Source organism: Nonomuraea sp. LPB2021202275-12-8 (assembly GCF_037044575.1).
Taxonomy (GTDB): Bacteria; Actinomycetota; Actinomycetes; order Streptosporangiales; family Streptosporangiaceae; genus Nonomuraea.
In genome coordinates this window covers 1-25549 of the sequence record NZ_JBAHWD010000010.1, presented here as the reverse complement: position 1 = coordinate 25549, position 25549 = coordinate 1, and the positions used below count along the sequence as shown (strand labels likewise).

Sequence of the window (25549 nt, the reverse complement as noted above, 5' to 3'; positions counted from 1 at the left end):
CCGCATGGCGACTTTGGTGCTGCTGCGGCACGGCGAGAGTGACTGGAACGCGAAAGGCCTGTTCACCGGCTGGGTGGACGTCAGCCTGTCGGCCAAGGGCGAGGACGAGGCCCGCCGGGGCGGCAAGCTGCTGATCGAGGCCGGCGTCTATCCCGACGTCGTGCACACCAGCCTCATGACCAGGGCCATCCAGACGGCCCAGCTCGCGCTCGGCGAAGCCGACCTGCTCTGGCTGCCGGTCAAGCGCAGCTGGCGGCTCAACGAGCGCCACTACGGCGCGCTCCAGGGCAAGAACAAGGCGCAGACCCGCGAGGAGTTCGGCGAGGAGCAGTTCATGCTCTGGCGGCGCTCCTACGACGTCCCGCCGCCGCCGATCGCGGACGACGACGAATACTCCCAGGCGGGCGAGCGCCGCTACGCCCTGCTGCCCTCCGAGCTGATGCCCCGCACGGAGTGCCTCAAGGACGTCGTCGACCGCATGCTGCCCTACTGGTACGACGAGATCGTCCCCGACCTCGCGGCGGACCGCACGGTCCTCGTGGCCGCTCACGGCAACTCGCTGCGCGCCCTGGTCAAGCACCTCGACGGCGTCGGCGACGAAGAGATCGCGGGCCTCAACATCCCCACCGGGATCCCGCTGCGCTATGAGCTCGACGCCGACTTCCGGCCGCTGCGGGCGGGCGGCGAATACCTCGACCCCGACGCGGCCAAGGCGGCCATCGAGGCCGTCGCCAACCAGGGCCGGTAGAAGGTTCGCGCCCCGAGGCCGAAGCCTCGGGGCGGAGCCGTCAGCTGGGGCGTGAGCCGGTCACCAGATAGACGACCGACGTGGCCACGCGCACCGCGTGGTCGGCGTACCGCTCGTAGTAGCGCCCGATCAGCGTGATGTCGATGGCCGGCTCGACGCCGTGCGCCCAGTCCTTGGCAAGAATGATCTTGAAGAGCCGCCGGTGCAGCTTGTCCATGGCGTCGTCGTCCTGCTCCAGCTCCAGGGCCGACTCGACGTCCCGGGACGCGACGCAGCTGCCCGCCTTGGTGACCAGGTTCTCGGCGATCTGACCCATCTCCAGGATCGTGGAGCGGATCTCCGCCGGGATGGCCGACTCGGGGTGGCGCAGTCGGGCCACCTTGGCGACATGCACCGCGAGGTCGCCCATGCGCTCCAGGTCGGTGCCCATGCGCAGCGACGTGACGACCCTGCGCAGGTCCACCGCGACCGGTTGCTGCCTGGCCATCAGGTCGAAGATGGACGCCTCGATCTCTTCGAAGAGCGAATTCACCTCCTCGTCACGGGAGATGACGCTTTCGGCGAGCTGCAGATCGGAGTCAAGCAGTGCGGTCGTGGCCCGGGAGATGGCCGAGCGGACCAGCCGGGTCATCTCGACCAGCTTGTCAGTGAGGGAATCGAGTTCTTCATGGTATGCGTCGCGCATGCCGTCACCGTATGGCCCGGTCGATGAACGAACTCCGACGCCGAGATGAACTTTCCGGGAAAGGCGGATTCATCCCCAGGTGAGAGGGCTGTCACCGGCCGAGCGCCGCCTACCATCGAGAGCATGAGTGAGATGGCCATGAGCTTCGCGGCCCTGGCCGGCTTCGTGGTGGGGGCCCTGGCGGTGCTGTTCTACCGTAACCAGATCGAGGCGCCCAACCGCTCCGGCGAGACCGCCGAGACCGAGGCCGGCGCGCTGCCGCAGGGCATAGCGTCCGTGCTTGCCGTACTGCCTTCGTCCGCGGTGGTGCTGGACGCGCACGACCGGGTCCTTCGCGCGAGCTCGGCCGCGCGCGCTTTCGGACTGGTCAAAGGCGACAGGCTGATGGCCGCGGAGCTGCTCGCGCTGGCGAGGCAGGTACGGCGCGACGGCGAGATCCGTGAGACGGAGATCGACGTCGCCGCCCACAAGTTCGGGCACGAGAACACCAACTTCGCGGTCCGCGTGGCCCCGCTCGGCTCCCACGGGCAGGTGCTCGTCCTGGCCGAGGACCAGACCGAGCGGCGCAGGGTCGAGGCCGTGCGCCGCGACTTCGTGGCGAACGTCAGCCACGAGCTCAAGACCCCGGTCGGCGCGCTCAGCCTGCTGGCCGAGACCGTGCAGGACGCGGCCGACGACCCCGAGGCCGTCACCCGCTTCGCCGGGCGCATGCAGCACGAGGCGGCCCGGCTCACCTACCTGGTGCAGGACCTCATCACCCTGAGCAGGATCCAGGGCGCCGAGGAGATACCCGTCCCCGAGCAGGTCTCCATCGACGAGGCCGTCCACGTCGCCATCGACTACTGCAACACCAGGGCCGGCGCCAAGGACATCACGCTCGTCACCGGCGGCACCGAGGGGCTGCGCATCTGGGGCGACGACGAGCTGCTCGTCACCGCGCTGCGCAACCTCATCGACAACGCGATCGCCTACAGCCCCGAGCGCACCCGGGTCGTGGTCAGCTCGAGGCCCGCGGGCGACAGCGTCGAGATCAGCGTCAGCGACCAGGGGATCGGCATCCCCGAGGAGTCGCAGGAACGCATCTTCGAGCGGTTCTTCCGCGTCGACGCCGCCCGCTCGCGCGCCACCGGCGGCACCGGGCTCGGCCTCGCCATCGTCAAGCACGTCGCCGCCGCGCACGCGGGCGAGGTGTCCGTATGGAGCAAGGAAGGCTCCGGCTCGACTTTCACCCTGCGCCTGCCCGCCTTCGGCGGGACGGCCGTAGCCGCACCACCCTCGATTCCCCTGGAGGTCGCCCCGTGAACGAGCGGAGCGAAGAAACCCTGACACACAGCCCCCTTCGGCGTACGAGTCCGGCGGAGGCCGGAGCATGACGCGCGTCCTGGTCGTGGAGGACGAGGAGTCCTTCTCCGACGCCCTGTCGTACATGCTTCGCAAGGAGGGGTTCGAGGTCTCGATCGCGGCGACCGGCCCCGACGCGCTCGACGCCTTCGACCGCAACGGCGCCGACCTGGTGCTGCTCGACCTCATGCTGCCCGGACTGTCCGGCACCGAGGTGTGCCGCTCGCTGCGGCAGCGCTCCAAGGTCCCGGTGATCATGCTGACCGCCAAGGACAGCGAGATCGACAAGGTCGTAGGCCTGGAGCTGGGCGCCGACGACTACGTGACCAAGCCGTTCTCCTCGCGGGAGCTGGTGGCCCGCATCCGCGCGGTGCTGCGCCGCCAGGGTGACGTCGTGGAGGAGCTGGACTCCGCCGTGCTCGCCGTCGGCCCGGTCCGGATGGACGTCGACAGGCACGTCGTGGCGGTCCGCGGCGAGCAGGTGCAGCTCCCGCTGAAGGAGTTCGAGCTGCTGGAGGTGCTGCTGCGCAACGCCGGGCGGGTCCTGACCCGCGGGCAGCTCATCGACCGCGTGTGGGGCGCCGACTACGTCGGAGACACCAAGACCCTGGACGTGCACGTCAAGCGGCTGCGTGCCAAGATCGAGGCCGACCCGTCCAACCCGCGCTGCATCCTGACCGTGCGCGGCCTCGGCTACAAGTTCGACGCCGGCGAGGAGTGAGAAAACCCTTGTTCAGGTACGGGGACCCGTATCTGAACAAGGGTTTTCGCGTGCCCGCGGGCAGGGGTCAGTGGGCCTCTTCCGCGGCCTGCGTCGGCGTGGCCGACGGGGTGGGAGCGGGGATGGCGCCGGGGACCGCCGGGTAGTCGGCGAACTCGCGGCTGCGCGTCACCACCGGGACGTTCAGGGACACGGTGCCGGCCTTGGCGAACTGCAGGTCCAGGCGGATGCTCTCGCCGCCTCTGAGGCCCGTGGAGATGCCCTCCAGGATGATCTGTGGGGCGGGCTTGCCGGTGTTGACGAGCTGGTCGCTGGGGAGCTGGATGGGGGCGGCGAGCTTGACCGAGGCCACGTTGCCGGCGCTGATCGCCGTCAGCGTGTCGGGAGTGGAGCCGGAGTTGAGGATGTTCAGATAGACGGGGGCGGAGCCGCGCCAGGGGATCTGCCCGCCGGAGTCGGGGCCGAGGACGAACGCCTGGGGGATGTGGATGCTCTGCTTGCCGTAGGAGCCCTGATCTATGAGCGCCGCGGCCTCGACCGGTGCGTACGGCTTGGTGGTGTTGGCGTCGAATCCAGCAGAACAGCCGGCGACTACAGGGGCTGCCAGGAACGCGGCGGCGGCGACAATCCAGCGACGGCTGGTCACGGGGCGGGTTCTCCTTGGGTCTCGCGCATGGGTCTCGCGCATGCGGGATGGGCAGCGCCTACCATATCGACCCGTTTCCAAGGTCATATCCGCGCCCCTGCAGGTCATTAGCTATGTCCAGATATGCGATTCATAGAGTTGACGGCTTGTCAACCCCCAATATGCGGCTTTGACCTGCAGTTATGATGATTTCACTGTTCCGGAAGCCTGTGGATGCGTGGTACCCTGGAGTACAGCGGAAGGGGTACTTGTCACATGACTTTCCAGGTCGGCGACACTGTCGTCTACCCCCACCATGGGGCTGCTCGGATCGAAGCAATCACGAAGCGATCCATCAAGGGTGAGGAAAAGACCTACCTGGTGCTCAAGGTCGACAAGGGCGACCTTACCGTCCAGGTGCCAGCCGAAAACGCAGAACTCGTCGGTGTGCGCGACGTTGTTGGTCAGGAAGGCCTTGAGCGGGTTTTCGATGTCCTTCGTATGCCGCACACGGAAGAGCCAACCAACTGGTCTCGCCGTTACAAGGCCAATCTGGAGAAGCTCGCCTCCGGCGATGTGAACAAGGTCGCTGAAGTCGTTCGCGACCTGTGGCGGAGGGACCGCGAGCGCGGTCTGTCCGCAGGCGAGAAGCGCATGCTCGCGAAGGCTCGCCAGATCCTGGTCAGTGAGCTCGCTCTCGCCGAGAAGACCAATGAGGACAAGGCGGAAGCCCTGCTCGACGAGGTTCTCAACTCCTGAATACGAAACTTCCACGGGTGGGCGTCGGTATCGACGTCCACCCGTTCTCTTCTGGCCGGGAGCTTCGCCTCGCCGGCCTGCACTGGCCCGGTGAGACCGGCCTGGCCGGACACTCCGACGGTGACGCCGCCGCGCACGCGGCCTGCGACGCCCTGCTCTCGGCCGCGGGTCTGGGCGATATCGGCGGCCTGTTCGGCACCTCGGACCCCCGCTGGGCGGGCGCGTCCGGACTCACCCTGCTGGAGGAGACCGCGCGCAAGGTGCGCGCGGCGGGTTTCGAGATCGGCAACGTCGCGGTCCAGGTGATCGGTAACCGCCCCAAACTGGCCCCCCGACGCCTGGAGGCCGAGAAGGCGCTCAGCGCGGCTGTGGGGGCCCCTGTGAGCCTCAGCGCGACCACCACGGACGGGCTCGGCCTCACCGGGCGCGGCGAGGGCGTCGCCGCCATGGCGACAGCGCTCGTGGTCAACCGTTCCGGGGCGCCGGGCGTCTAGTACGGGGATGCGGTGAGCGTCCCAGCGGTCCCGGCGTACGGTCCGCTCACTCCATGGGCGGCGGCGGTCCGTTACTGGCGCGGTACGGATCGCCGTCTACCAGGGATAACCAGCGCTTTTGTCGGGTAGGTCCCATAAAGACATGTGAACGTCTCGGGGGGAGCTACCACATGATCGGCGCGATTGTTTCCGCAGTAGTCATCGGAGCCATCGTCGGCGCGCTGGCCCGGCTGCTGGTGCCCGGCAAGCAGAACATGTCCATCGGGCTGACGCTGATCGTCGGCATCGTGGCGGCCCTGCTCGGCACCCTGATCGCCCAGATGCTCGGCTGGGCCGACACCAAAGGGATCGACTGGATCGAACACATCCTCCAGCTAGTGCTGGCGGTGGTCGGTGTGCTGATCGTGGCGCGAATGACCCCGGGGAGAACTGGTGGAAGCGGACGAACCATGACCTGACCTGCGTAAACAAAACTTCGGCGAATAATCGCCGAGGACCGGGTATCCACCTCCCGTGAGGATGAACGGCTCACCCTCACGGGGAGGTTCGCGTCATGACAATTCAGTCCATTCTTGGCGCCATCGTGATCGGCGCCGTGATCGGTGTAATCGGTCGTCTGCTGCTTCCCGGTAGGCAGGCCATCGGGTGGATCCTCACCATCGTCGTCGGCATCGTGGCCGCGCTGGTGGGCACGCTGCTCGCTCAGGTGCTCGGCGTCGAGACGACTTCCGGCATCGACTGGATCGAACTGGTGATGCAGGTCGTCCTGGCCATCGTCGGTGTCGGCCTCGTCGCGGGGCTACGCCGCGGTAGCAGCGTCTAGTGGCGGCATCGCCCAGACGACGGAGAGCATGATCTGGAAACCGTGTCGGGTCCCCATCGGCACGGCAGCGATACACGCACCAGGCCCGCTCGGCTCAGCCGAGCGGGCCTTCGCGTTGCCGCTCCTCGTGCGGGCGGCTCCGCGCGCCGGCCTGGGAGCTCAGCTTGAACGCCGGTCACGTGGAGCTCAGCTTGAGCGTCAGTCACCTGAGGCGGGGGCTTCGCCTGTGTGCCGGTTACTCCTCGGGCGGGAGTGGAGTGCTGCGCAGACGGCCCGAAGGGGCGTCGTCCCGCGCTGGGGGCCGGGCGGGGTCGGTGTCCTCCGTGATGACGGGGTGCGGGGCCGTGTCCTCCATGGCCTCGTCGCGTAACTCCGCCGCGCCGCTCCTCCCCGGCTCGTCGGCGTCACGACGTTCGTGATCGTCCGCGGCCTCCCCGCCGAGGCGGGGATCCGTGGTGTGACCGGTGCCCGGGGTGTCACCGGGGGTTCGGCCCGCAGCTGCCGGGCGGGCAGGCGGCGCGTCCTCGACGACGCTGACCGGCTGCGTGTCGGCGTCCTTGTCCGTGACCGGGGTCTGGCGGGGATGTACGAGCACATCGGCCGGCTTCACGCGGTCACCCCAGCGGACGGGGCGTCGCGGCTCGGGCTCCGGCTCGGGTCGAGGCTCAGGCTGCGGTTCGGGCTCCGGCTCGGGTCGAGGCTCGGGCGTGCGCTGGTACGGGGGCTCCGGCGCGGGCTCATAGGCTCGTGCCGGTGCCGGTGCCGGTGCCGGTGCCGGTGCCGGTGCCGGTGCCGGTGCCGGTGCGGGTTCGGGTTCGGGTTCGGGGGCTCGTACGGGTTCAGGGGCTGGTGCCGGCTCGGGAGCCGGTGTGGGGGCCGGCCGGGGTTCGGGCTCCGGGTCCCGCTCAGGGGGCGGAGGGGCCTGCCAGCGGGTGACCTGTTCCGAGATGGGCGGGGTCTCCGGCGCCGGGGTGGGGCCGACGACCGGGGTCGACTCCAGCAGGACCGGCCTCCTGGGCTGTGGCACGGTCTCGGAGGGCCGCTCAAGTGGCGGCGGGATCTCGGCGGGACCGTCGTGCCCCGGTGTCGTCTGGGCGGGTCCGCCTCGGCGGAACGGCACGAGGTCGTCCTCGTCCGTACCGTCGTCGCCGGATGTTGAGGACCTGAGCGCCCGCACGTGCTTGATCAGCAGCAACCACAGCCACAGCGCGACGGCCAGCATGGCCCACGGCGCGACGGCCACGCCCACGGCGGACGGCGAGATCGGGAATTCGTATCGCAGCGCGCTGGACACGTTGACGGCGGCGGCCGCGACGATCAGCAGGACCAGCACGACCGCGGCCTGGACCCGCACCAGCGTCCGGGCCGAGCGCAGCAGCAGCACGCTGATCAGCGCGACCGCCAGGAGGGCGTCGAACCCCGCCGGATAGAGGTAGGCGAGGTCCGGCCTTGCCTCGCCGCGCACGGCGAGGGCTCGGAGATCGTCGAAGGAAAGCACGCAAGCGGCCCCGGTGAGGGCGGCGACGGCGAGCCCGGCCAGGGCGATGCCCAGGTGGCGGAGCGCAGAGGGGGGAGTCACGTCCATGGCGTTTTCGAGACTACAGAACAATGGGGGCCAGGACCGATCAAGGGAGACACATGGCAGAGCTGCCTGACGCTGCTCGCAAGCTGCTGGACGCGCCGAACCTCGCCGTCGTGACCAGCCTCAACCCGGACGGCGGGCCGCAGTCGACGGTCGTGTGGGTGCGCACGGACGGCGACGACGTGCTGTTCTCGACCGTGGCGGGGCGCCGCAAGCCGCGCAACTTCGACCGTGACCCCCGCGCCAGCCTGCTGGTGATCGACCCCGACGACCCCTACCGCTACGTGGAGGTGCGCGGGCGGGTGACCATGCGGGAAGACCCGGCCGGCGACCTCATCCAGGAGCTGTCTCACAAGTACACGGGCAAGCCCTGGGAGGACAAGCCGGGCACCGAGCGGTTGATCGTACGTATCGAGCCGGACAAAGTGACGTTGCGCGGGTGACTATTCGGCATGTGATGCCGGCTGAGGCGTTAGCCTTGCCTTTGTGAGCCTGCACCTTTACGACACGAGCACGCGCGCCATCCGCGAATTCGTTCCGGTCGAAGCCGGCCGGGCCTCGATTTACCTGTGTGGTGCGACCGTGCAGGCTCCCCCGCATATCGGACATATTCGCTCTGGCGTGAACTTCGACGTCCTCCGGCGCTGGATGATGCGCTCCGGATACGACGTGACTTTCTGCCGCAACGTCACCGATATCGACGACAAGATCATCCGCGTCTCGGCCACCGAAGGCGTGCCCTGGTTCGTCGTGGCCGAGCGCAACCAGCGCGCCTTCACGTGGGCGTACGACACGCTCGGCTGCCTGCCGCCCACCGTCGAGCCGCGCGCGACCGGCCACGTGCCGGAGATGATCGTGCTGATGGAGCGCCTCATCGAGCGCGGCCACGCCTACGCCGCCGGCGGCGACGTCTACTTCAACGTGCTCTCGTACGAGGACGAATACGGCAAGCTGTCCAACCAGAAGCTGGCCAACATGCGGCCCGCCGCCGACACCGACGACGAGTCCTGCAAGGGCGACTCCCGCGACTTCGCCCTGTGGAAGGGCGAGAAGCCCGGCGAGCCCACCTGGCCCACTCCGTGGGGCCCCGGCCGTCCCGGCTGGCACCTGGAGTGCTCGGCCATGGCCACCAAGTATCTGGGACCGACGTTCGACATCCACGGCGGCGGCATCGACCTGATCTTCCCGCACCACGAGAACGAGATCGCCCAGTCTCAGGCGGCAGGCGACGGCTTCGCCCATTACTGGATGCACAACGGCATGCTCAAGATCGGTGCCGAGAAGATGAGCAAGTCGCTCGGCAACTCGCTGCTGATCCCGGACATGGTCCGCAAGGTGCGCCCGGTCGAGCTCCGCTACTATCTCGCGGCGCCTCACTACCGCTCCTCCATCGAATACTCGGAGGAGGCGCTGCAGGAGGCGGCGGCGGCCTACCAGCGCATCGAGGGCTTCGTGACCAGGGCGGCGGAGGTCATCCACGACGTCGACGCCGACGCCCCGCTCCCGCAGGCGTTCGCCGACGCGCTCGACGACGACCTCGGCACCCCTCAGGCGCTCGCCGTCGTGCACGAGGTGGTGCGCGAGGGCAACGTCGCCCTCGCCAAGGGGGACAAGGAGGCGGTGGCCCGCCTGCTGGCCGAGACGCAGAACATGCTCGACGTGCTCGGCCTCGACCCGCGTTCCCCGCAGTGGCGCTCGGCGGGCTCGGACCTGAAGCCGGCCGTCGACGCGCTGGTGGAGGTGGCGCTGGAGCAGCGCAAGGCCGCCCGCGCGCGTAAGGACTACGCGGCGGCGGACGCCATCAGGGACCAGCTCGCGGCGGCGGGCATCACGGTCGAGGACACACCTCACGGACCTCGCTGGGAGCTCAGCCACTAGCCCGTCCTGCGCGCCCCTTGGCGGTCACCCCTGTTCCGCCTGCCACAGCCGCGGCTTCGGTGGGCGGCGCGTAGAAGATTGTCGGGGTTGTCTGGTCCATGAACGCAAGAGAGGCATGAGCTGGGTGGTGGCCCGAGTACCCTTGACGCATGGCAGCTGGGGGTAGGGCGTCGGGTAGGCCTTCGAAGAAGAAGGGCCCGTCCAAGGGCACCGGAGGGCAGGTGCGCCGCGGGCTTGAGGGCAAGGGCGCGACTCCGCCTGCCGAAATGCGTCACTGGTACAAGGACAAGGCCCGCACGGAGCGCATCGCCCGGGAGGATCGCGGAGGCGCCCGTCGCCCCGCCACCCGGGCCAAGCGGTCGGAGGACGCCCCCGAATACATCGGCGGGCGCAACCCCGTCCTGGAGGCCCTGCTCGCCGGAGTGCCGGCCAACGCCCTCTACGTCGCCCAGCGCCTCGAGAACGACGACCGCGTACGCGACGCCATCAAGGTGGCCACGGAGCGCGGCATCGCGCTGCTCGAAGTCACCCGCGACAAGCTTGACCGGCTGACCGAGGGCGCCGTCCATCAGGGCGTGGCCCTGCAGATCCCGGCCTACGACTACGCGCATCCATCGGAGCTCGTCGACCTGGCCCACGAGGCGGCCGAGGTGCCCCTCATCGTGGCCCTGGACGGTGTCACGGACCCGCGCAACCTCGGAGCCATCGCCCGATCCGCGACCGCCTTCGGAGCCCACGGGCTGCTGGTTCCGTCGCGGCGATCCGCGGGGGTCACCGGCGGGGCCTGGAAGACCTCCGCGGGGACACTGGCCAACCTCCGGGTGGCCCGGGCCGCCAACCTGACGGCCGCACTGCGTGAATACCGCGAGGCCGGGCTGTTCGTCATTGGGCTCGACGGTGAGGGCCGCGTCGACATCGGAGATGTCGAGCTGCTGGGCGAGCCCCTCGTCGTCGTGGTGGGGTCCGAAGGGAAGGGCCTCTCGCGGCTCGTGCGGGAGCACTGTGACGTGGTGGCCAGGATTCCGATGCGGGCAGCGGCCGAATCGCTGAACGCGGGAGTGGCGGCTGGGGTGACGTTGTACGAGGTCGCTCGTCATAGACGCGGGTGAGCGTCTACACTGGTGGGCCGTGCCGACGTAGCTCAATCGGCAGAGCATCTGTCTTGTAAACAGAAGGTCAGGGGTTCGATTCCCCTCGTCGGCTCTGCGTGAAGAGGCCCCTGAACTGGTGTTTCCGGTTCAGGGGCCTCTTAGTTTGTCAGGACAATCTTGAGATCTTGCTAACAGGCTTGCTAACACGGCCGTCACCCACCGACGGCCTTGGCGAAGACGTCGGCAGCGGTGGCCGCCTGCTCGTGGATGACGTGGGCGTAGACCCTGAGGGTGATCGCCGGGTCGGCGTGGCCGAGTCGGGCCGCGACGACGTGAACGGGAACGCCGGCCAGGAGCAGCGTCGTGGCGTGGATGTGGCGAAGGTCGTGCAGGCGGGCGTGGGGGAGTTGGGCTCGCGGGTTCTGCTTGTTGTGGGTCTCGATGAGCTTGGGCATCAGGGAGCTGGGCGTGTCCGGGAAGAGCGGGTCTCCCCAGCCGGTCGTGAAGACGTACGCGCCGCCGCCTTTCCAGGACTCGCCGAGTCGAAGGCGTTCCTCGTCCTGGCGGGCGCGGTGGGCCTTGAGGACCCGGACCGTGCTGGGGTCGAGGGACACGACGCGGGAACGTCCGCTCTTGGTGGTGCCCTCGACTCGTTGGCGGTCGATCACGGCGGCGGTGCCGGTGATGTGGATCTGCGGCTTGTCCAGGTCCACGTCCGTCCAGCGAAGGTTGAGCAGTTCGCCGCGACGAGCGCCGGTGTAGGCGGCCAAGTGGAAGAAGGCATACAGGCGGTGCTCCTGAGCTGTGGCGAGGAAGGCCCGGAGCTGGGCGGGTGTCCAGATCATGCCTGGCTCGGTTGGCTTGATGCGCGGAAGCTTGGCCCGTTCAGCGGGGTTGTTGGGAAGCAACTCGTCCACCAGCACGGCGTCCGTGAGTGCCTTGCGGAGCACTGTGTGGACATGCTTGACGGTGTTCGCCGCGAGCGGGCCGCCCTTCCTGCCGCCGCCTGTCAGCAGGTCGCGGTAGAACTTCGTGATCGCCGCCGGGCGTAGTGCTTGCAGGCGGACGTTCCCGATTCGAGGTCCGATGTAGAGGCGGATCATGTCGCGGTAGCCCTTGAGGGTGTGGGGCTTGATCTCGACGGCGTGGCCCTCGATCCACTCGGCGAGGTACGCGGCGACCGTGATCGTGTTCCGATCGATGTACTCGCCGCGCCGAGCCTTCACCCTGGCCTCGTCCCGGGCCGCCTTGGCGTCGTCCTCGGTGGCGAAGCCGCTCACCCAGCGGGGCTTGCTCTCACCGGTCTCCGGGTCCTTGACGCGGATCACGTAGGACCAGGTGGTGCCGCGTTTCATCACGCCGTCACGGAGCTTCGGGGTCTTCTTCTTGCGCGGCTCGTCGCCTGGCGCTGCCGTGAGGGTCTTGGTCATGCTGCGTTCTCCTTCGAAGTCATGCGGGCGATGTAGTCGTTGAGCGCCGTGATCGGGACGCGGCGAGAGCCGTCGATGCGGAGAGAGGCCACCACGCCGGTGGCGAGGAGTTGGTAGAGCTTGCTGCGCGAGATGGCCAGAGCTTCGGCGGCTTCGGGCACGGTGAGCAGGAGTCGGGTCATAGATGGCCTCCCGAAGTGGTGCCGGTGATGGCTGCGGCCAGAAGCGCGTCGCCGGCCGAATGGCCCTGACCGGCGTACTGCCAGTGAGCGATGACGAGGACGGTGTCTTCGTCGAACAGGGGCAGGCGTCCGTGCGTGACCGCATCAGTGCGGACGAAGCGCTCTCGCGCTGCTCGGAGTTCGCCGAGCGTGGTGGAGTAGCGGCGGCTCTTGGTGGAGAAGTGGCCGCGGAAGCCGAGCATGTGGGCCCAGTGGGTGAGCCGGAGTTCGGCCAGGCCGGGGTGGCTGCCCAGGCGCATGCAGGCGGCGATGAGTCGTCGAGCGTGGTCCCTGACCGGTAGGGCGTCGAGGTTGTCGAGCGGCTGAACGCGCCGGTCGAGAGTGCCGACGCATTCGGCGGCCTTGGTGGCGTACTTGGCGATGTAGGCGGCGACGGCTTGTTCGGTGAGGTCGCCGTTCATGGTGATGCGGCGGACGTCGAGCTGTGTGCCCCACTGGAAGGCGCGGCTGAGCGGCTTGACCTCAGCTGTCACGACGGCTGCTGCGTGCTGGACGGTTTGGGTCAGGGCGTCGGCGGTGGCCCAGGCCGGTGGCGGCGAGTTGGGGCCATCCGGTCCGTCGAGGCGGATGACGGCGTGGAAGTGGACGACGCCACGGCGCTGGTATTCGGCGACCTTGGCGAAGGCGATGCTGACGTGTTCGCGCAGGGTCTTGACGGTCAGGCCGTTGAGCCTGGCGAAGCGGCGGCGAAGGGCGAGGGTGAAGCGGCGCCACAGCTCCGGGCTGATGGCGTTGAACAATACCGAGCCGTCGTAGTCGTAGCAGTCTGGGCACAGCGGTTCGCCGAGTCTCGGGTCGTCGGCGCTGTGCCGGTCGGTGCAGGACATCACTTGACCGTGCGGGCAGGCCGGGGCATCGCGGCGGGCATAGCAGGGCAGCACCTTGCCGTTCTTCTCGCGCCGCACGTGGACGGCTCCGAAGGACGGTGCGGTGAGGGTGACGAACAGGCACGGGTGGTTGCTGACGGTCTCGGGCACGCCCTTGCCGCCGACGAGGCCGGCGCGGACGAGTTGGTAGGTGTCGGCGCGGTAGACCTCGGCGCAGGCCGGGCAGCGGGAGGCGCGGCGGGTCTTGCACGGGACGCGCAGGACACCGTTCGGCTCCTGTCGGGTCGTGTAGCGGTGCAGGAGCTGGCCGGTGGCCTGGTCGTAGTGTTCGACCTTGCCGTGCAGGTGGATGGGCTGTCGGCAGCCGCCGGTGCGCTTGATCTGGCTGGCCCAGCGGTCGTAGTCGGGTTGGTTGAGCCGGTGAATCATTCCAGCCACGGCGTGGCTGTGAGCAAGGTGGGGCAAGATGGGTCCTGTCCTATCCGGTGACTCTGGTGTGGATGGCCCCCGGCCTGGCGCGGATCTTGGCGGATGTGTGGCCAGGCGGGGGGCGCTACAGCGGCTATGCGCCGTGGTTGTCGATGCCGCTGCCGTCGCAGTCGGCGCAGGTCTGGTCGTCGTAGATGCCGGTGCCGTTGCAGGTGCAGCAGCGATAGCGGGTGACGGTGTCGATGTTCATCGGTCTTCGCCCGGGCCGTAGGGCGTGATGCAGCCTCGGTAGCTGTCGTGGGCGTCGTACCGGGCGCGGGACTCGGCGAGGATCGCTACGGCGCGGTACTCGATCGGGCCGAGGCACAGCGAGGTCGTGTAGTGGCCGCCGTCCCCATCGACGTGGCTGCCGAGCAGCGCGGCTAGGCGGTGAAGCTCGGCGTGCATGTCGGCGTCCTGGGCGTCGTGCACGAAGTGGTGTACGACGGTGCTTCGTGGGATCGGGATGTCGAGACGGGCTTCCAGCAGGTCGGCCAGGGCGCGTAGCCCGGCGATGAACGCGGGCCGCGAGTGCGTGGTGGACATCGATGGCGTTCCTCTCAGTGGGCTTGGGCGGGTTGCAGGGTGTGGAGCAGGTCGGTGGCGAGCTGTTCGGAGACGCCCAGGCGGGCGCGGAGGGAGTCGGCGGAGATCGGTTCACCGTGCTTGGCGTGGTGCTCGTCAGCGACGCGGCGGGCGTAGTCCACGAGGGCCGGATCTGGTGCCGGGCTGTCGTGCCGAACCAGGACGTCGCGGGACTCTGCTGGGACGGTTGAGGACGGCTGCGCGGAAGTTGAGGACATCTGCGGGACGTCCTGTGGTGTCTCGGTGCTGGTGGTCGTGGCGCGGCGTTCGAGCATCGACACCGCGACGAGGAAGGCGCCAGCGGGGGTTGCGGCGGTGATCCAGCCCCAGACGGTCGGTGTGGCTTGGGCGAGGTTGGCGGCCAGGGACAGGATGATGCCTCCGGTCAGGACGAGGACGGGCCAGGAGATCGGGCCGCGCCGGGTTCGGCGGGTCTTCTTGTCGCGTTGGCGTTCGCGGGCCGCCATGACGCAGGTCAGGTCGATGCAGATGGCGATGGCCCAGGACATCCAGCCGGTCTGTCCGTGTTCGCTGGCGGTGTCGCGGATGTGGGTGAACGAGCCTGCGCCCGCGATGAGTGCCAGGACGAGGACCGGGCCGGTGTCAAGGAGCCAGGCGGTGATGCGGCGCATCTCAGCTCCTCCTCGCAGCGACCGGGTTCAGGCGGTCTGCTGGTCGGGTGTTGGTACGGGTTGAGCGGTCATCACCTCGGCCCAGGGCGGTGCCAGGTGGGCGTAGGTGGTGGCGGCCTGTTCGGCGGTGTGCTCGCTGACGTAGAAGGAGCGGGCGCGGTACCACTGGCCGTCCTGGGAAGCGACAATGGCGACGCCGGGTGTCTCGGCGGCGATGGCGCGGGCCGAGTCGAGCGCGGCCGGGGCGAGGTCGCCGAGGGTCATGGTGGCGGTCTCCGGATCGTTGACGCGGTGACAGATCCGTCCGGAGCACTGGGCCCGCAGGGCAGTGACGCCGGGTCCGAGGTCGGAGCCGATGCGCTGGCCGCAGCAGAACAGGTAGATGCCGAACGCCCGCCCGAGCTGGGCAACCCGCAGGAGCGCGGTCGAAGTCTTGGCGATCTCGTCCTTCTCGGACTTGTCGGCCATCAGGTAGAGCTCGGCCAGCTCGTCCACCAGGACCACAACCGGGACCGGGCGCATGGTGGGCGGCAGTTGCCAGATGTTGCGCGCCGAGGCCATCCGGCACACGCCCATCCGGTCGGTCATGAGCGCCACCAGGTCATCCAGCAGGCCGCCGCACTCGGCGCGCGTGGTGGCCAGGGCGGACAGCCGGGGCGCGTACGGAGTGAACTCGACGCCGCCCTTGAGATCGAAGCCGACCAGGGCGACCGGTTGCGGCGCGAGTCCGACGATGAGCGCGTTGGCGAGATTGGATTTGCCGGACTGAGTGGCTCCGGCGTTGATCCAGTGCGGCACGGTCCGGAAGTCGATGACCCACGGTGTGCCGGTCTCCAGCCGCCCTACGGTGATCTTGAGCAACTCGGTGGACGGTGGTAGTTCATCGACCTTGACCAGCGGGTCACGGACGGTGGCAGCGAGGCGTACCCGGCCAGGCTTGTCAGAGGAGACGCGCACGGCGTGCACGCCCCAGGAGTGCGCGAGCCGCTCGGCGACCTCGGCGTAGTCACCCGGGATCTGCCCTTCGAGCGAGTGCAGGGTGACCCGCCAGCCGTGCCGGGTCGGCAGCGGCAGCCACATGAACGGCTTGGTGTCCACGGCGATGCGCTGCCACTTGCGCCGGATGCGGACGACGCCGGTCGAGGCGACCAGTCCGGGAACGGTGGTGAACCAGAAGCGCTGCCGCTTCTTGGTGAGGTTGCAGCCGAGAGCGACCTTGCGCCAGGTCGCTCGGATGGTGATGGCCGTGATCGGGAAGCCGATGACGAGCCAGAAGGAGCGGTAGTGCCAGCGGCGCCAGGCCCAGAGCCCGGCCGCGATGGCGGCCAGGACTCCGAGCATCCACCAGAGCGGGTCAGACATCGGCGGCCTCCTGCTGGGGGAGCAGGGCGGTGGCGCGGTAGGAGATGCCCCACCGTCCGGCGATCTCCCAGATGTAGCCGAGCAGGCCGACCGCGTGGACGGTGTCGCCGGCCTTGATAGGCGGCTCTCCGGTAATGCCGATCTTGACGAGCTCGATCCTGCCGAATTCGTCTTCGACGGAGACGGTGACCTCGTAGACGGTGTTGCCGTTCTTGTCGGTCTTGATCTCGCCGGTGTCGCGGTTGAGCACGCGAGGGCGCGGGGCCTTCACGCAGGTGATGGTGAGCTTGCTGACGTCCACGGGAATGGGGACGGTACGCATGGTGAGTTGACCTCTCGTCGGCCTGTTGATCAGGCGTTTTGGGACGAGGGAGGCCGTGCCGTCAGCTCGGAGGCGATAGCATCGAAGCGCCAACTAGGGTGCTTATCGCATCCGGCCTGGGCGGGTCTCCCGCTCAGGCCACTTTCATGTGTGGCCTCTCTCCGCCTTCCGTGAGCGGACCTCCTTGATCCACGCCTGAAACGCGAAGAGCGTTCGTGCTGGGCTGCCACCCTCCGACTACGGAGAGTTCCAGCTACAACACGAACGCTACCTGATACTGAGAGTAATCGCTAGTACTTAGAGTACGTGTGCGCGTACTTTTTCTACGCCCCCACTCGATCGGCCAGTTCCCGCAGCTCAGAAGAGGCCGGATCCTGCATCGACAGTAGGTCCGAGACGAGCTGCCGGACAACCCGATGGCCACGAATCTGCTCAGGAGTGACAGCCTCAGCCTCCAGCAAAGCGGCCACCGCCTCATCAACCTGACGACGCTGCGCATGCGCCCGCGCCAGATCCACCGCCAGCCGCGCCCGCCGCTCCGCCGACAGTGACGAGGCGTCCACCGCGGCCCCAACCCGCAGCGCATGACCGGCGTCGCCCACCTCCACCGCCACGGCCACTTCATGCAGCGCCACGTTGGCCGGCCCGAACTCGGTGTTGTAGTCGTTGCGCCCCTCACCGACCCGCGCCGCCATCTCCCGGGCTCGCGACAGATGCTCATACGCCACGTCGGCCTGATTGAGCCGCGAGGCGGCCACGGCCCGCTGGAGGGTGAGCCCGCCCCACAGCGACATCGCTTCCACGTTGCCTTGATCGGTGAGGAACCACAGTGCCTCAGCAGTGGTCCGCGCGGTCTCCTCAACCTGATCGAAGTGACGCGCTCCCAGGAACACGAACCCCAGCCGGAACGCACCGGCCGCCATCAGCAACGGACTGCCCGCCCGCTCGGCCGCACCGATGGCCCGATCAGCGGCGATCCACGCCGCCTCCGGCTCGCCCAACTTGGCCAGCGACGCCGAACACGTCTGATAAGCCACCGACAGCAACTCGAACAACTCTCGCTGCTGCTCAGCCGGAGCAGACCGGGCGGCGTTCTCCAAGGTGGGCACCAGCCCGCGCAGCAACTCAGTCAGCTCGACGTAGCGGCTGGAGTGCGTCAGCTCCCACGCATGATCGACCCGCGGCTTGAGCTGATCGATCGCGGGCACCGGCGTGGCGTGCAACATGGCCTGCAACGAGTGCGCGCCGGACAGCACCAGCCGCAGCCCGGCCGTCCCTGGCACCTCCTCGCTGGTGGCGGCGACCACGGGCGCTTCGGCGGCCAACTCCGACAGCGGCACATCCAGCGTCTCGGCGACCTTCTCCAGCACCGACATGCGATCGACCTTGCGCACACCCCGCTCCACTTGCGAGATCCACGCCACCGACCGATCTACCAGCCGCGCCAGCTCGGCTTGTGACAGGCCGCGCCGCTTGCGTTCCTGGGCGATACGCCGTCCGAGCGCCCGCTGATACTCCATGCTCACGACGTCGTGCCCTTCCCGCTCAGCAGATCCAGCCAGTCAACCTCAACCGAGGCCAACAGCTCTTCCCGCGCCGCCAGGAAACGCCTGGTGTGCTCGGTCTGCTCATGGGCATCGAAGGCGTCCCGGTCCCGGTACAGCTCGTAAAAGATCCGCTGGAGCGGCTGACCGTCCACCCGGTGTGACGCGTACACGATCGTTCCCGGCTCGTGTCGGCGGATCGCCTCGATTGTCTCACTGACGAGGGTGTCGAACGCCGTAGCGCTGTCCTCGTCCTTGCAGGTGAATCGAACCATTAGTCCGAACATGTGCACCCTCCTGGGTCGCCGCCGACGTCTGGGATCTCGGTTCTTTACTCGACCAGTACTTATTGTGCGGCGCAAGTACATCAAGTCGCTTGTACTTGAAGTATAGCACTAGTACTTTAAGTACGGAAAGCGGATCGCAGTGCTTTGACCTGCATGAACGCAAGGAAACGGCAATGTCTCCAGCGCTGAACAGCCCCAGTGAGATCCACCGGTGGTGCCGCAACTTCGTCGGCGCCCAGGCCCAGATCAGCGAAGCGCGCCGGTTCGTCAACAGCTACCTGGGAGACCGCCCCGAGACCCACACCGCCGAACTTGTCATGTCCGAACTCGCCACCAACGCCATCCGCCACACCCGCAGCGGCATGGCCGGCGGCCGATTCGGCGTCACCCTCCACGCAGGCAACGCACTGCTGATACTCGCCGTCCATGACGAAGGTGGCCCCTCCGCCCCGTACGTCTGCCAGGCCGAGAACACCGATCAGAGCGGCCGGGGGCTGCATCTGGTGGAGAGTCTGACGACGCGGTGGGGCGTCCACGGCGACGAAGGCGGGCGCACAGTGTGGGCGCTCATCCCGCTCGGCCGCACCGCATGAGTGACTGCCTGTCTCCCCACCTTCCTGAGCCAGAGCCGAATCACGAGCGGCTGACCTGGTTCAAGGCCAGCAAGGAATCGCGACGGCGCACGCTCGCCTGGACCTGCCACTGCGCTGTGATCTTTCACGAACTGTGCGCCGCAGGTGGACAGTCCTTCCTGCGCCGTACAGACCTTGCGACTGACGAGTTCTACGAGACCCATCGCATGCGCATCCGAGACGGTGACGCCTTGTGGCTGGCGCTGCTTGAAGGCCGAGCGCGGTGAGGCGCAGGACCGCCCAGCAAGATCATCGACCTGGCAGTACTTGCTGGATGAGAATTTTCTCTACGTCTTCAAGGCAGCCCGCCTGCGGCGGGCCGCTGCGTGGGGCGGTCGCTGGCCGCGCTGCGGCTCTTCGGCCGGTCGCGGCCCGCACCGCCCACACGCACAAATCGCATCGCAGAGACTGGCATGGCGATGCCGTGTGGCCTTGGCATACGAGCAGCCCACGCTACTCGACGTCATCATGCCACTCAACGTTGTTTGTGGCGCGGCTCACAGAGCCACACGCCATGGCGCGATCGCGATCCGACGAGTCAAGCTAGAACTCGCCGATCAGTTCGATTGGTCTGCCAACTCCGAGAGATATACCACTGATGCCATTCGGAATAGCGCCAGCCGAGTCATCTGCCACAACATTCCCCAAGACTGCGTTTCTACATCTCGGCCATCCTGGAGATCGCCTGGGCTGATGCTCAACAATATTGTTTCCGCTTGCTCTATTCTCCCAGAAATCAGATCGCGGATACTCGCAAGAAGGCGTAGGCGCGAAGTAACCCCCCGGCCGGACTGTTCCAGCACATCACATACTAGAGGTAGGCTAAGGACGTCTCCCAACAAACGAGCACCCTCCTCGCTATCCTCGGTTAATGCCGCCAATGCGCATGCATGTCCTACGTTGTGTGCAAATAGTCTTACAATCTGCGGGTAAAGTTTAGTGGATCCGAACTTCTGTTTAAAGTTCAGAAACTCTTCCTGTGCACTAATCCATTTATGCTGCCGCGTCAGAGATTCAACGAGTACGCGCCGCGCTTCCAGTTCCATTGAACCCGCAAGATAGTCAGACCTAAGCGCCTGTCGGCAAAGCTTTTCAGCTCCAAGGAAACGCTCATTGCTTATCAATTCGTTGGCGCGGGAGAGCGCATCCACAGTCCTGGAGTATGGACTCGGCCCAAGCTCGGCTATTAGATGTGAAAACTTCTCGTAAATCTCTCGAAACTTGGCGAGTCGAGCTTGCTCCGCCAACGGGCGCTCTAGGAAGACTCTTGCATCGATTGCCAATTTCGAGGCGGCATGAGGGTGAATGGGCTTAACGCTTTGCGCGTACCGATAAATATGTTCAAAAAATTCCGCCGCCGTATCGGTATTTATCGAAGCGTCGGTCGGGGTGTCAAACAGGATATCTATCAACTGAAGTTCTGCCTGCACCGTCAAGAGTTCATTCGAATTCGCAGATTGCTGCAGCAGGTACAGCTCCGCCTGCAAAAAAGCTTCCGCCCTCTGAGTATCTCCTCCTGCACGACATGCTGTAGCAAGGTTTCCGTAGAAGAGCGGTATGTTGGAACCTCCGATATTCAAGCGGAGAAGATGGCCGGCCAAGACCATAGCATGATTGAAGACTACCGAGGCGCGCTCCAGCAGATTCAAGTTGAGAGCTGTATTCAACCACCGCTCAACATGATTTGCGAGGCGATTTAGTGCAGAGGCAATGTTCTCATCGAAGTCACCGTGAACTCGGATCAAGTCCTGAATAATGGAGTTTATAGCGAGTGTGCGATCGCCATACTGCACTGCTACATTACCTAGGCGCTGAAGATCCTCGTCAAAGGCAACAAGCGAGAATCGCCGAAGCTCGCGAACCACTTCAGCAAGATTAAATTCTGAAGGGTCCAGGAAGACGGGTCCAAAGTTTTCAGTGTGGCTAGGATCAGCGAGGAAAGCGGCGGCCACCATATGCACGGGCAATTGATGAGAAGCCAGGTAGGCCGAATTTGTAATCATGCCAAAGGCTATGTGCGGACGGTAATCATACACACCATTCCGCTGAATGCGAGCCTCCAGTTGATCCAAGCAGAGAAATAGCGCGGCGGCCAGAGTACGTGGATACCCCGGTGGAAGTGAGTCTGCATCAGCCAGCGAGCGTATTCGTAGTCGGTCCAAATAGTCATCGACATCTTCAAGTCTTATCCCACATGTGGAAATATAGCCGGTACTGAGTTCTAGCGCGAGTGGCCAATATGACATACCTTCAGCCAATCGCCTCAACTCCCCGTCAAATCTAAGGGCCTCATCTTGGCCAATATTAAGTCGACGGCATATAAGCTCTCTCGCTTCGTGCGGCTCCATAACGCCAATTTGAAGCACGGTAGCAGGACCGTGTCTGGCCGTCTCATCGATTAGCGTTAGAAGAACATCTCCGTTGCCAACGCGCGGCACCCACGGTTCGACCTCACGACTGTCTCGTACGTTGTCGAAGACAATTGCCCAACGTCCGGTAAGCCGACTTAGCTCAGAATGTACAACATCACGGATACGGGACGAGTCGAGCGCGTAATTGCTCACGATATTGTCGCCAATATTCAGGGAAGCCGCAGTGCGAGCGTAGGAGGCTAGCAGCGAATCTTCAGATTCACCATCCATCCAGAAGATCCAGTCATAGGAATCCGCACGATCGGCAACATAACCGGCGGCTAGGCTGGACTTGCCAATTCCCGAAGGTCCTACTAGAACTACACGACGAACATCGGAACGACCAGATCGAGGGAGCGCTTCGCATATGGCTCGGAGGAGAGCGTTGCGGGTGACGTCTGGAATCTGAGGCATTGCGCCTACGACTACACCCCAATCTCGACGCCCCCCGAGTAGCGCGAGTTTCTCCCCATCAATCAAAACATGCGAGCGAAGTTCCGCTGTAGTGAATATTGCGTCACTTTCATCGGCAGCTTTCCGCAGCATTTCCGAAACAAGGTAGCCGCTAAGCAGCCCCGCGGACTTCTGGCCCAGGCCGGCTTCCGCGTGATTGCGGTATAGTCTGAGCCTTTCACGCAATGCTTCCCGGATTTCGATATCATCTCGTCTGTCAAACGTAACTGTACAGCGCATTAGGCGATCAAGCTGATCTCGTGATAGAGACTCAAGTTGAGCAAGTCGGCTCGGGTGGCGTGAGAGGAGGCGGGACAGTTCATCTCGTAGCTGGTCCAGCTCAATATCTGCCCGAAGGAAACTCGCCATGCGCTCAGCAGGCTCCGTAGGCAGTGCGTTAGTCATCAGCTGATATGAACGGGCTTCCTGATTCTTGATGAGGCTGATGAGTATCTCAAGAATGTCGGGAGCATATATATGCCCTCCTGGAGCTTTGCTCTTAACCTGCACAGCCAAGAGGCAGCTCTCATCTGCGCCTATTATATCGAAATCGACGCTATCCCTGTCCACACCTACGCCCGGGGCCCCCTCAACGCGCAGCGCCTGCACGTTTGGGTCATCAATCACGTCGAGCATGGCTTCAAGTGTTCGCAGATACTGGTACTGAAATCCCCTGGCAGCGACGCGACCACCATCTGGCTTCATGAACGCGGTGCCATTCTCTCGGGCTCCATCAATTTATCTCCGGAAGCGGCCCCGATAGACCTAGTATCCGGAAGGCTATCCAAACCTAGTAGAGGACGTTGCCCCGAAACCATAGGTTGTAGCGATGGGTAGAGTGCCCATAGCTCGCTAGTGTCTCGATATAGTGAAAGGGCCGATAGTAAGTCAATTGCTACGTGGGCCATTGCCAACCCGCCGTGCTGAATAGTCGCCGCGCGGGTTTCTAGTAATAGGTCGTAGTTTGACGTCCATTCCGGAAAGAACATCCAGGTGAGCATGTAGGGAGAGCGATGAGCCCCGACCGAGAAGGATCCGTGGATTAGCTTGTCGCGCCCTTCTGGGCACGGCAGTATGGCTGGAGCCTCGAGGGAGGGATCGTTCTTCGATTCTCGTTGAAGTGTGGGGTCCCGACAGATGCCGATATCAATGCATCGTTTAAAGGAATCTGTCCAGATAACTGCGTGGCCATCCGTGGTGCCGTCGGATCGCACTACAGGCGGATGTTTCCAAACACCGATATCCGTTTTCCGATTCCCGTCACGTTTTGGATGAAATACACTGGTACATGCCGCTATTATTTCTGCTTGGAATCCCAAATATTCCAGGCCACACATGAACTGGGCAGCTGCCACCACGCTCGAATAATCTGGGCGTCGCGCCACTGCGTGATGGGCCGCTACCATCAACGCATAAAGCGGTGTAACCTCCAGAGGAAGAGCTTTGATCGATCCGCCTATGTAAAGCTCGAACCCGGGGACAAGAAATTTTCCTGTTCGCGCATCGGGCGTGCTTTCAGCAGCGTTTGGTGATTGCTTCAGCCGGGGTTGGACATGGTTACGACGTGGCTCACGTCGGGAGCGCCTAGTGTTGCGTTTATGCCCCACGGCTCCTCCAGCCAGACGGATTGTTCGTCCTGGACGGAGGGTAGCCTAAGAGGAGCCCAACGGCGCTGCCCTACCCGCCACTGGGTGGTTACTGTAGCGGCGGAGTTACATCTTCGCGGTAGTGATGCTGGCCGGGTTTGTGTGATACGACTCTTGGGGTCCTGTGCGCCGGCCGGCCTCCTCTTTTGTAAGTGGCCTCGCTCCTTAGAGGTCCGGTCTGGTGGTAACGGTCCCAGGTTCGATTGCCAATGGATGGCACTTTGTCCACGGTTGCGTAGTCCGTCGCGGGACATTCGCAGGTGATCAGGTGTGTTCTGTCAGTCTTCCGCAGCGTTGCAGCAACTCAGTGCGCGTGAGTCGGCGTTACCACTCGCGTTCTCCTTATCTAGAGGTCGGTTGGCTAGGGCCGTGACGATCGCGTACTTCGCCATTCGCCAACCGGGTTGGGGCGATCGACGCCGAGACCCTCCTTCGTCGGGCCCCGGCACTGGGTGACCTTGGCTGAGGTGACAGCAGCGCTGACAGCAACGTCCCCACACGCCGACATGTCCGCGCCACCGCACACGCGCGCCTGACCACGGTCTCGGTCGGCCGAGCAGGGTGATTGCTCCGTCTGAAAAGCGGAAGATCGGGTGGTCGCGCCGCTCCGTGCTCGCCCTGGTGGCCGCACACAGGGCTTCGATCATGCTCAACCGACGCGCTCCCCGGCTTCGTGTGGTCTCACAGTTCGATGAAGGTTGCCGGAGATTGGCTTCGGAACTTGACCGCTCTGCTTGACACTCTTGGGATGGCAGTCTGGAATCTCCTCGTGCTGGTGGTATTGCTGGCCGTCCGAAACCGTAAAAACGAACCGACGGAAAAGCCTATTGGTCCATACGAGTCGACCTGGGAACCCTGGGTCGAGGCGAGCACGTCGCACCCATATGACCATACGGTCCGAGTAGAGTTCGAAACCCCGGCCGAGGATGCCGAGTTGGTTCCTGTGATGTGCAGGTCCCGCGGATGGCGAGTACGTCAATCCACGAATGGTTCACAGTTCCAGGCCGATGTACCAATCGCCGGATCGCGTATCGGATCGCTCAACGCAGGAAGGAGCCATCTGCTGCGCTCTTGCATCCAGGATGGAATCTTCGTCCGCATCAGGTGGACTCACCTTCGCCGACCGCCAGGAACTTTCGACGCCCGGTATCGCGTTTTTGACTCCTTGACGAGGCGTCCGGTCGACGGCGAAATCCATGCGCAGTCTGTGGCAGATGCGGAGGCCCTCGCGAGCAGTCGCACCACTGAATTCAATGGTCGCCGGCTGATGGTGCGCAAGGCGTGGGGCGAGAGCTCCGAGGACGATCTTCGGCGCATGGAGGCAAAATATCGCTCGGCGAAGCCGCCGCGTGTGGCGACGATCGCCACTGGCGCTGCGCTCTCCCTGCTCGCGCCTTTCGCTGGTGGTGTCATCTTGGGGCAAAGCTGGCCGAGCCAATCGTGGACTGCTGTCGCGCTCGTCGTCGTGGCCGCGTCAGCCATCCCTTGCCGATGGCTGATGCGCTCCTGGCTGTTGGGCTGCACGTTCCCACTGGGGATGGCGTTCTTGGGATGGGTCCTCGCTGCGGATCCGCCGCCAGACGCCATCCGTCTGGCGGGTTTAGCATTGATCACGCCTGCCACCGTTTCCGGAGTTCGTCACTTCTTCCACTACACGTCGCTAAAGGTTGCCCTTTCATGGCTGCTGCCCATGCTGGCGACCATCGCGATACCGCTGCCCATGGTCTATGGGCAACTGACGTACGAGACCTATCTCAGCATCTTCGGCCTGGGCGCGGATGACGTTGAGCTGCCGTGGTGGCAGGCATTGCGGCCGTCGTGGTCCTTGACCGGTCTCACGCTGCTGCTGGCCCTGGGGTCACTGGCGATACTCGGATGGGGCTATCACATGAACCTGATCGTTCCTCTCTGGATGGTCACGATCGTCACGCTGTTCGCATTGACGGTCGCGGTTCTAGTTC

Annotated in this window: 26 protein-coding genes and 1 tRNA gene; 14 read left to right on the top strand and 13 right to left on the bottom strand. The window is 65.5% G+C overall.

The window, feature by feature from the left end; translation table 11 throughout:
- Positions 1 to 4 precede the first annotated feature (4 nt).
- A complete protein-coding gene (locus tag V5E28_RS20140; protein WP_336208496.1) occupies positions 5 to 748 on the top strand; it encodes a phosphoglyceromutase in 744 nt (247 codons plus the stop codon).
- A gap of 40 nt (positions 749 to 788) precedes the next feature.
- Here V5E28_RS20140 and phoU read toward each other — a convergent pair whose 3' ends face one another.
- Positions 789 to 1433 carry a phosphate signaling complex protein PhoU gene (gene phoU / locus V5E28_RS20135; RefSeq protein ID WP_336208495.1) on the bottom strand — a complete coding sequence of 215 codons (645 nt, stop codon included), beginning with the start codon at positions 1431 to 1433 and terminating at the stop codon, positions 789 to 791.
- A 132-nt stretch (positions 1434 to 1565) separates the two neighbouring features.
- Here phoU and V5E28_RS20130 point away from each other — a divergent pair, with 132 nt between their 5' ends.
- A complete protein-coding gene (locus tag V5E28_RS20130; RefSeq protein WP_442945848.1) occupies positions 1566 to 2735 on the top strand; it encodes a sensor histidine kinase in 1170 nt (389 codons plus the stop codon).
- Positions 2736 to 2802: 67 nt separating this feature from the next.
- On the top strand, positions 2803 to 3495 hold the full coding sequence (locus V5E28_RS20125; RefSeq protein ID WP_336208493.1) for a response regulator transcription factor: 693 nt from the start codon (positions 2803 to 2805) through the stop codon (positions 3493 to 3495).
- 67 nt (positions 3496 to 3562) lie between these two features.
- Here the strand turns inward: V5E28_RS20125 and V5E28_RS20120 are convergent, their stop codons facing one another.
- Positions 3563 to 4141, bottom strand: coding sequence for a copper chaperone PCu(A)C (locus V5E28_RS20120; protein ID WP_336208492.1), 579 nt, complete (start codon positions 4139 to 4141; stop codon positions 3563 to 3565).
- 255 nt (positions 4142 to 4396) lie between these two features.
- Between V5E28_RS20120 and V5E28_RS20115 the strand changes: the two genes are divergently transcribed.
- From V5E28_RS20115 to V5E28_RS20100, 4 genes are all read left to right on the top strand, one after another.
- Positions 4397 to 4879, top strand: coding sequence for a CarD family transcriptional regulator (locus V5E28_RS20115; RefSeq protein WP_043624891.1), 483 nt, complete (start codon positions 4397 to 4399; stop codon positions 4877 to 4879).
- Positions 4880 to 4896: 17 nt separating this feature from the next.
- Positions 4897 to 5373, top strand: coding sequence for a 2-C-methyl-D-erythritol 2,4-cyclodiphosphate synthase (gene ispF / locus V5E28_RS20110; protein WP_336208491.1), 477 nt, complete (start codon positions 4897 to 4899; stop codon positions 5371 to 5373).
- A 170-nt stretch (positions 5374 to 5543) separates the two neighbouring features.
- The gene (locus V5E28_RS20105; protein ID WP_336208490.1) at positions 5544 to 5831 is read left to right on the top strand and encodes a GlsB/YeaQ/YmgE family stress response membrane protein; all 288 of its coding nucleotides are present in this window, start codon (positions 5544 to 5546) and stop codon (positions 5829 to 5831) included.
- Between the two features lie 95 nt (positions 5832 to 5926).
- Positions 5927 to 6196: a GlsB/YeaQ/YmgE family stress response membrane protein gene (locus V5E28_RS20100; RefSeq protein ID WP_336208489.1), complete on the top strand. Its 270-nt coding sequence runs from the start codon at positions 5927 to 5929 to the stop codon at positions 6194 to 6196.
- Positions 6197 to 6431: 235 nt separating this feature from the next.
- Here V5E28_RS20100 and V5E28_RS20095 read toward each other — a convergent pair whose 3' ends face one another.
- Entirely contained in the window at positions 6432 to 7781 is a 1350-nt protein-coding gene (locus V5E28_RS20095; RefSeq protein WP_336208488.1) for a DUF2637 domain-containing protein, read from the bottom strand.
- Positions 7782 to 7834: 53 nt separating this feature from the next.
- Here V5E28_RS20095 and V5E28_RS20090 point away from each other — a divergent pair, with 53 nt between their 5' ends.
- The 4 genes from V5E28_RS20090 to V5E28_RS20075 all read left to right on the top strand — a co-directional run bounded on the left by V5E28_RS20090 (position 7835) and on the right by V5E28_RS20075 (position 10859).
- Positions 7835 to 8221 (top strand): PPOX class F420-dependent oxidoreductase, encoded by a 387-nt coding sequence (locus V5E28_RS20090; RefSeq protein ID WP_336208487.1) that lies wholly within the window; start codon positions 7835 to 7837, stop codon positions 8219 to 8221.
- A 43-nt stretch (positions 8222 to 8264) separates the two neighbouring features.
- Positions 8265 to 9656: a cysteine--tRNA ligase gene (cysS, locus tag V5E28_RS20085; protein ID WP_336208486.1), complete on the top strand. Its 1392-nt coding sequence runs from the start codon at positions 8265 to 8267 to the stop codon at positions 9654 to 9656.
- Positions 9657 to 9805: 149 nt separating this feature from the next.
- Positions 9806 to 10765, top strand: coding sequence for a 23S rRNA (guanosine(2251)-2'-O)-methyltransferase RlmB (rlmB, locus tag V5E28_RS20080; RefSeq protein WP_336208485.1), 960 nt, complete (start codon positions 9806 to 9808; stop codon positions 10763 to 10765).
- A 21-nt stretch (positions 10766 to 10786) separates the two neighbouring features.
- Positions 10787 to 10859, top strand: a tRNA-Thr gene (locus V5E28_RS20075).
- A gap of 100 nt (positions 10860 to 10959) precedes the next feature.
- Here the strand turns inward: V5E28_RS20075 and V5E28_RS20070 are convergent.
- From V5E28_RS20070 to V5E28_RS20030, 9 genes are all read right to left on the bottom strand, one after another.
- On the bottom strand, positions 10960 to 12177 hold the full coding sequence (locus V5E28_RS20070; RefSeq protein WP_336208484.1) for a tyrosine-type recombinase/integrase: 1218 nt from the start codon (positions 12175 to 12177) through the stop codon (positions 10960 to 10962).
- Positions 12174 to 12359, bottom strand: a complete 186-nt coding sequence (locus V5E28_RS20065) for a helix-turn-helix domain-containing protein (protein WP_336208483.1) — start codon at positions 12357 to 12359, stop codon at positions 12174 to 12176. The genes V5E28_RS20070 and V5E28_RS20065 overlap by 4 nt, the downstream gene beginning before the upstream one ends.
- Positions 12356 to 13675 carry a replication initiator gene (locus V5E28_RS20060; RefSeq protein ID WP_336208748.1) on the bottom strand — a complete coding sequence of 440 codons (1320 nt, stop codon included), beginning with the start codon at positions 13673 to 13675 and terminating at the stop codon, positions 12356 to 12358. The genes V5E28_RS20065 and V5E28_RS20060 overlap by 4 nt, the downstream gene beginning before the upstream one ends.
- A gap of 246 nt (positions 13676 to 13921) precedes the next feature.
- Positions 13922 to 14260, bottom strand: a complete 339-nt coding sequence (locus V5E28_RS20055; protein ID WP_336208482.1) for a hypothetical protein — start codon at positions 14258 to 14260, stop codon at positions 13922 to 13924.
- A gap of 14 nt (positions 14261 to 14274) precedes the next feature.
- A complete protein-coding gene (locus V5E28_RS20050; RefSeq protein WP_336208481.1) occupies positions 14275 to 14931 on the bottom strand; it encodes a DUF2637 domain-containing protein in 657 nt (218 codons plus the stop codon).
- A 27-nt stretch (positions 14932 to 14958) separates the two neighbouring features.
- The gene (locus V5E28_RS20045) at positions 14959 to 16293 is read right to left on the bottom strand and encodes an FtsK/SpoIIIE domain-containing protein (protein ID WP_336208480.1); all 1335 of its coding nucleotides are present in this window, start codon (positions 16291 to 16293) and stop codon (positions 14959 to 14961) included.
- Positions 16286 to 16615, bottom strand: coding sequence for an SCO3933 family regulatory protein (locus V5E28_RS20040; protein ID WP_336208479.1), 330 nt, complete (start codon positions 16613 to 16615; stop codon positions 16286 to 16288). Before V5E28_RS20040 ends, V5E28_RS20045 begins: the two co-directional genes overlap by 8 nt.
- 323 nt (positions 16616 to 16938) lie before the next feature.
- Positions 16939 to 18135: a helix-turn-helix domain-containing protein gene (locus V5E28_RS20035; protein ID WP_336208747.1), complete on the bottom strand. Its 1197-nt coding sequence runs from the start codon at positions 18133 to 18135 to the stop codon at positions 16939 to 16941.
- A gap of 2 nt (positions 18136 to 18137) precedes the next feature.
- The gene (locus V5E28_RS20030) at positions 18138 to 18434 is read right to left on the bottom strand and encodes a putative quinol monooxygenase (RefSeq protein WP_336208478.1); all 297 of its coding nucleotides are present in this window, start codon (positions 18432 to 18434) and stop codon (positions 18138 to 18140) included.
- Between the two features lie 185 nt (positions 18435 to 18619).
- Between V5E28_RS20030 and V5E28_RS20025 the strand changes: the two genes are divergently transcribed.
- The gene (locus V5E28_RS20025; protein WP_336208477.1) at positions 18620 to 19039 is read left to right on the top strand and encodes an ATP-binding protein; all 420 of its coding nucleotides are present in this window, start codon (positions 18620 to 18622) and stop codon (positions 19037 to 19039) included.
- Positions 19036 to 19305 carry a hypothetical protein gene (locus V5E28_RS20020; RefSeq protein ID WP_336208475.1) on the top strand — a complete coding sequence of 90 codons (270 nt, stop codon included), beginning with the start codon at positions 19036 to 19038 and terminating at the stop codon, positions 19303 to 19305. Before V5E28_RS20025 ends, V5E28_RS20020 begins: the two co-directional genes overlap by 4 nt.
- A gap of 330 nt (positions 19306 to 19635) precedes the next feature.
- On the opposite strand, the gene V5E28_RS20015 is transcribed toward V5E28_RS20020, so the two are convergent.
- Positions 19636 to 22578, bottom strand: coding sequence for a hypothetical protein (locus tag V5E28_RS20015; RefSeq protein ID WP_336208474.1), 2943 nt, complete (start codon positions 22576 to 22578; stop codon positions 19636 to 19638).
- A 1758-nt stretch (positions 22579 to 24336) separates the two neighbouring features.
- Between V5E28_RS20015 and V5E28_RS20010 the strand changes: the two genes are divergently transcribed.
- On the top strand, positions 24337 to 25549 hold a 1213-nt coding region (locus V5E28_RS20010), incomplete at its 3' end, for a hypothetical protein (RefSeq protein WP_336208473.1).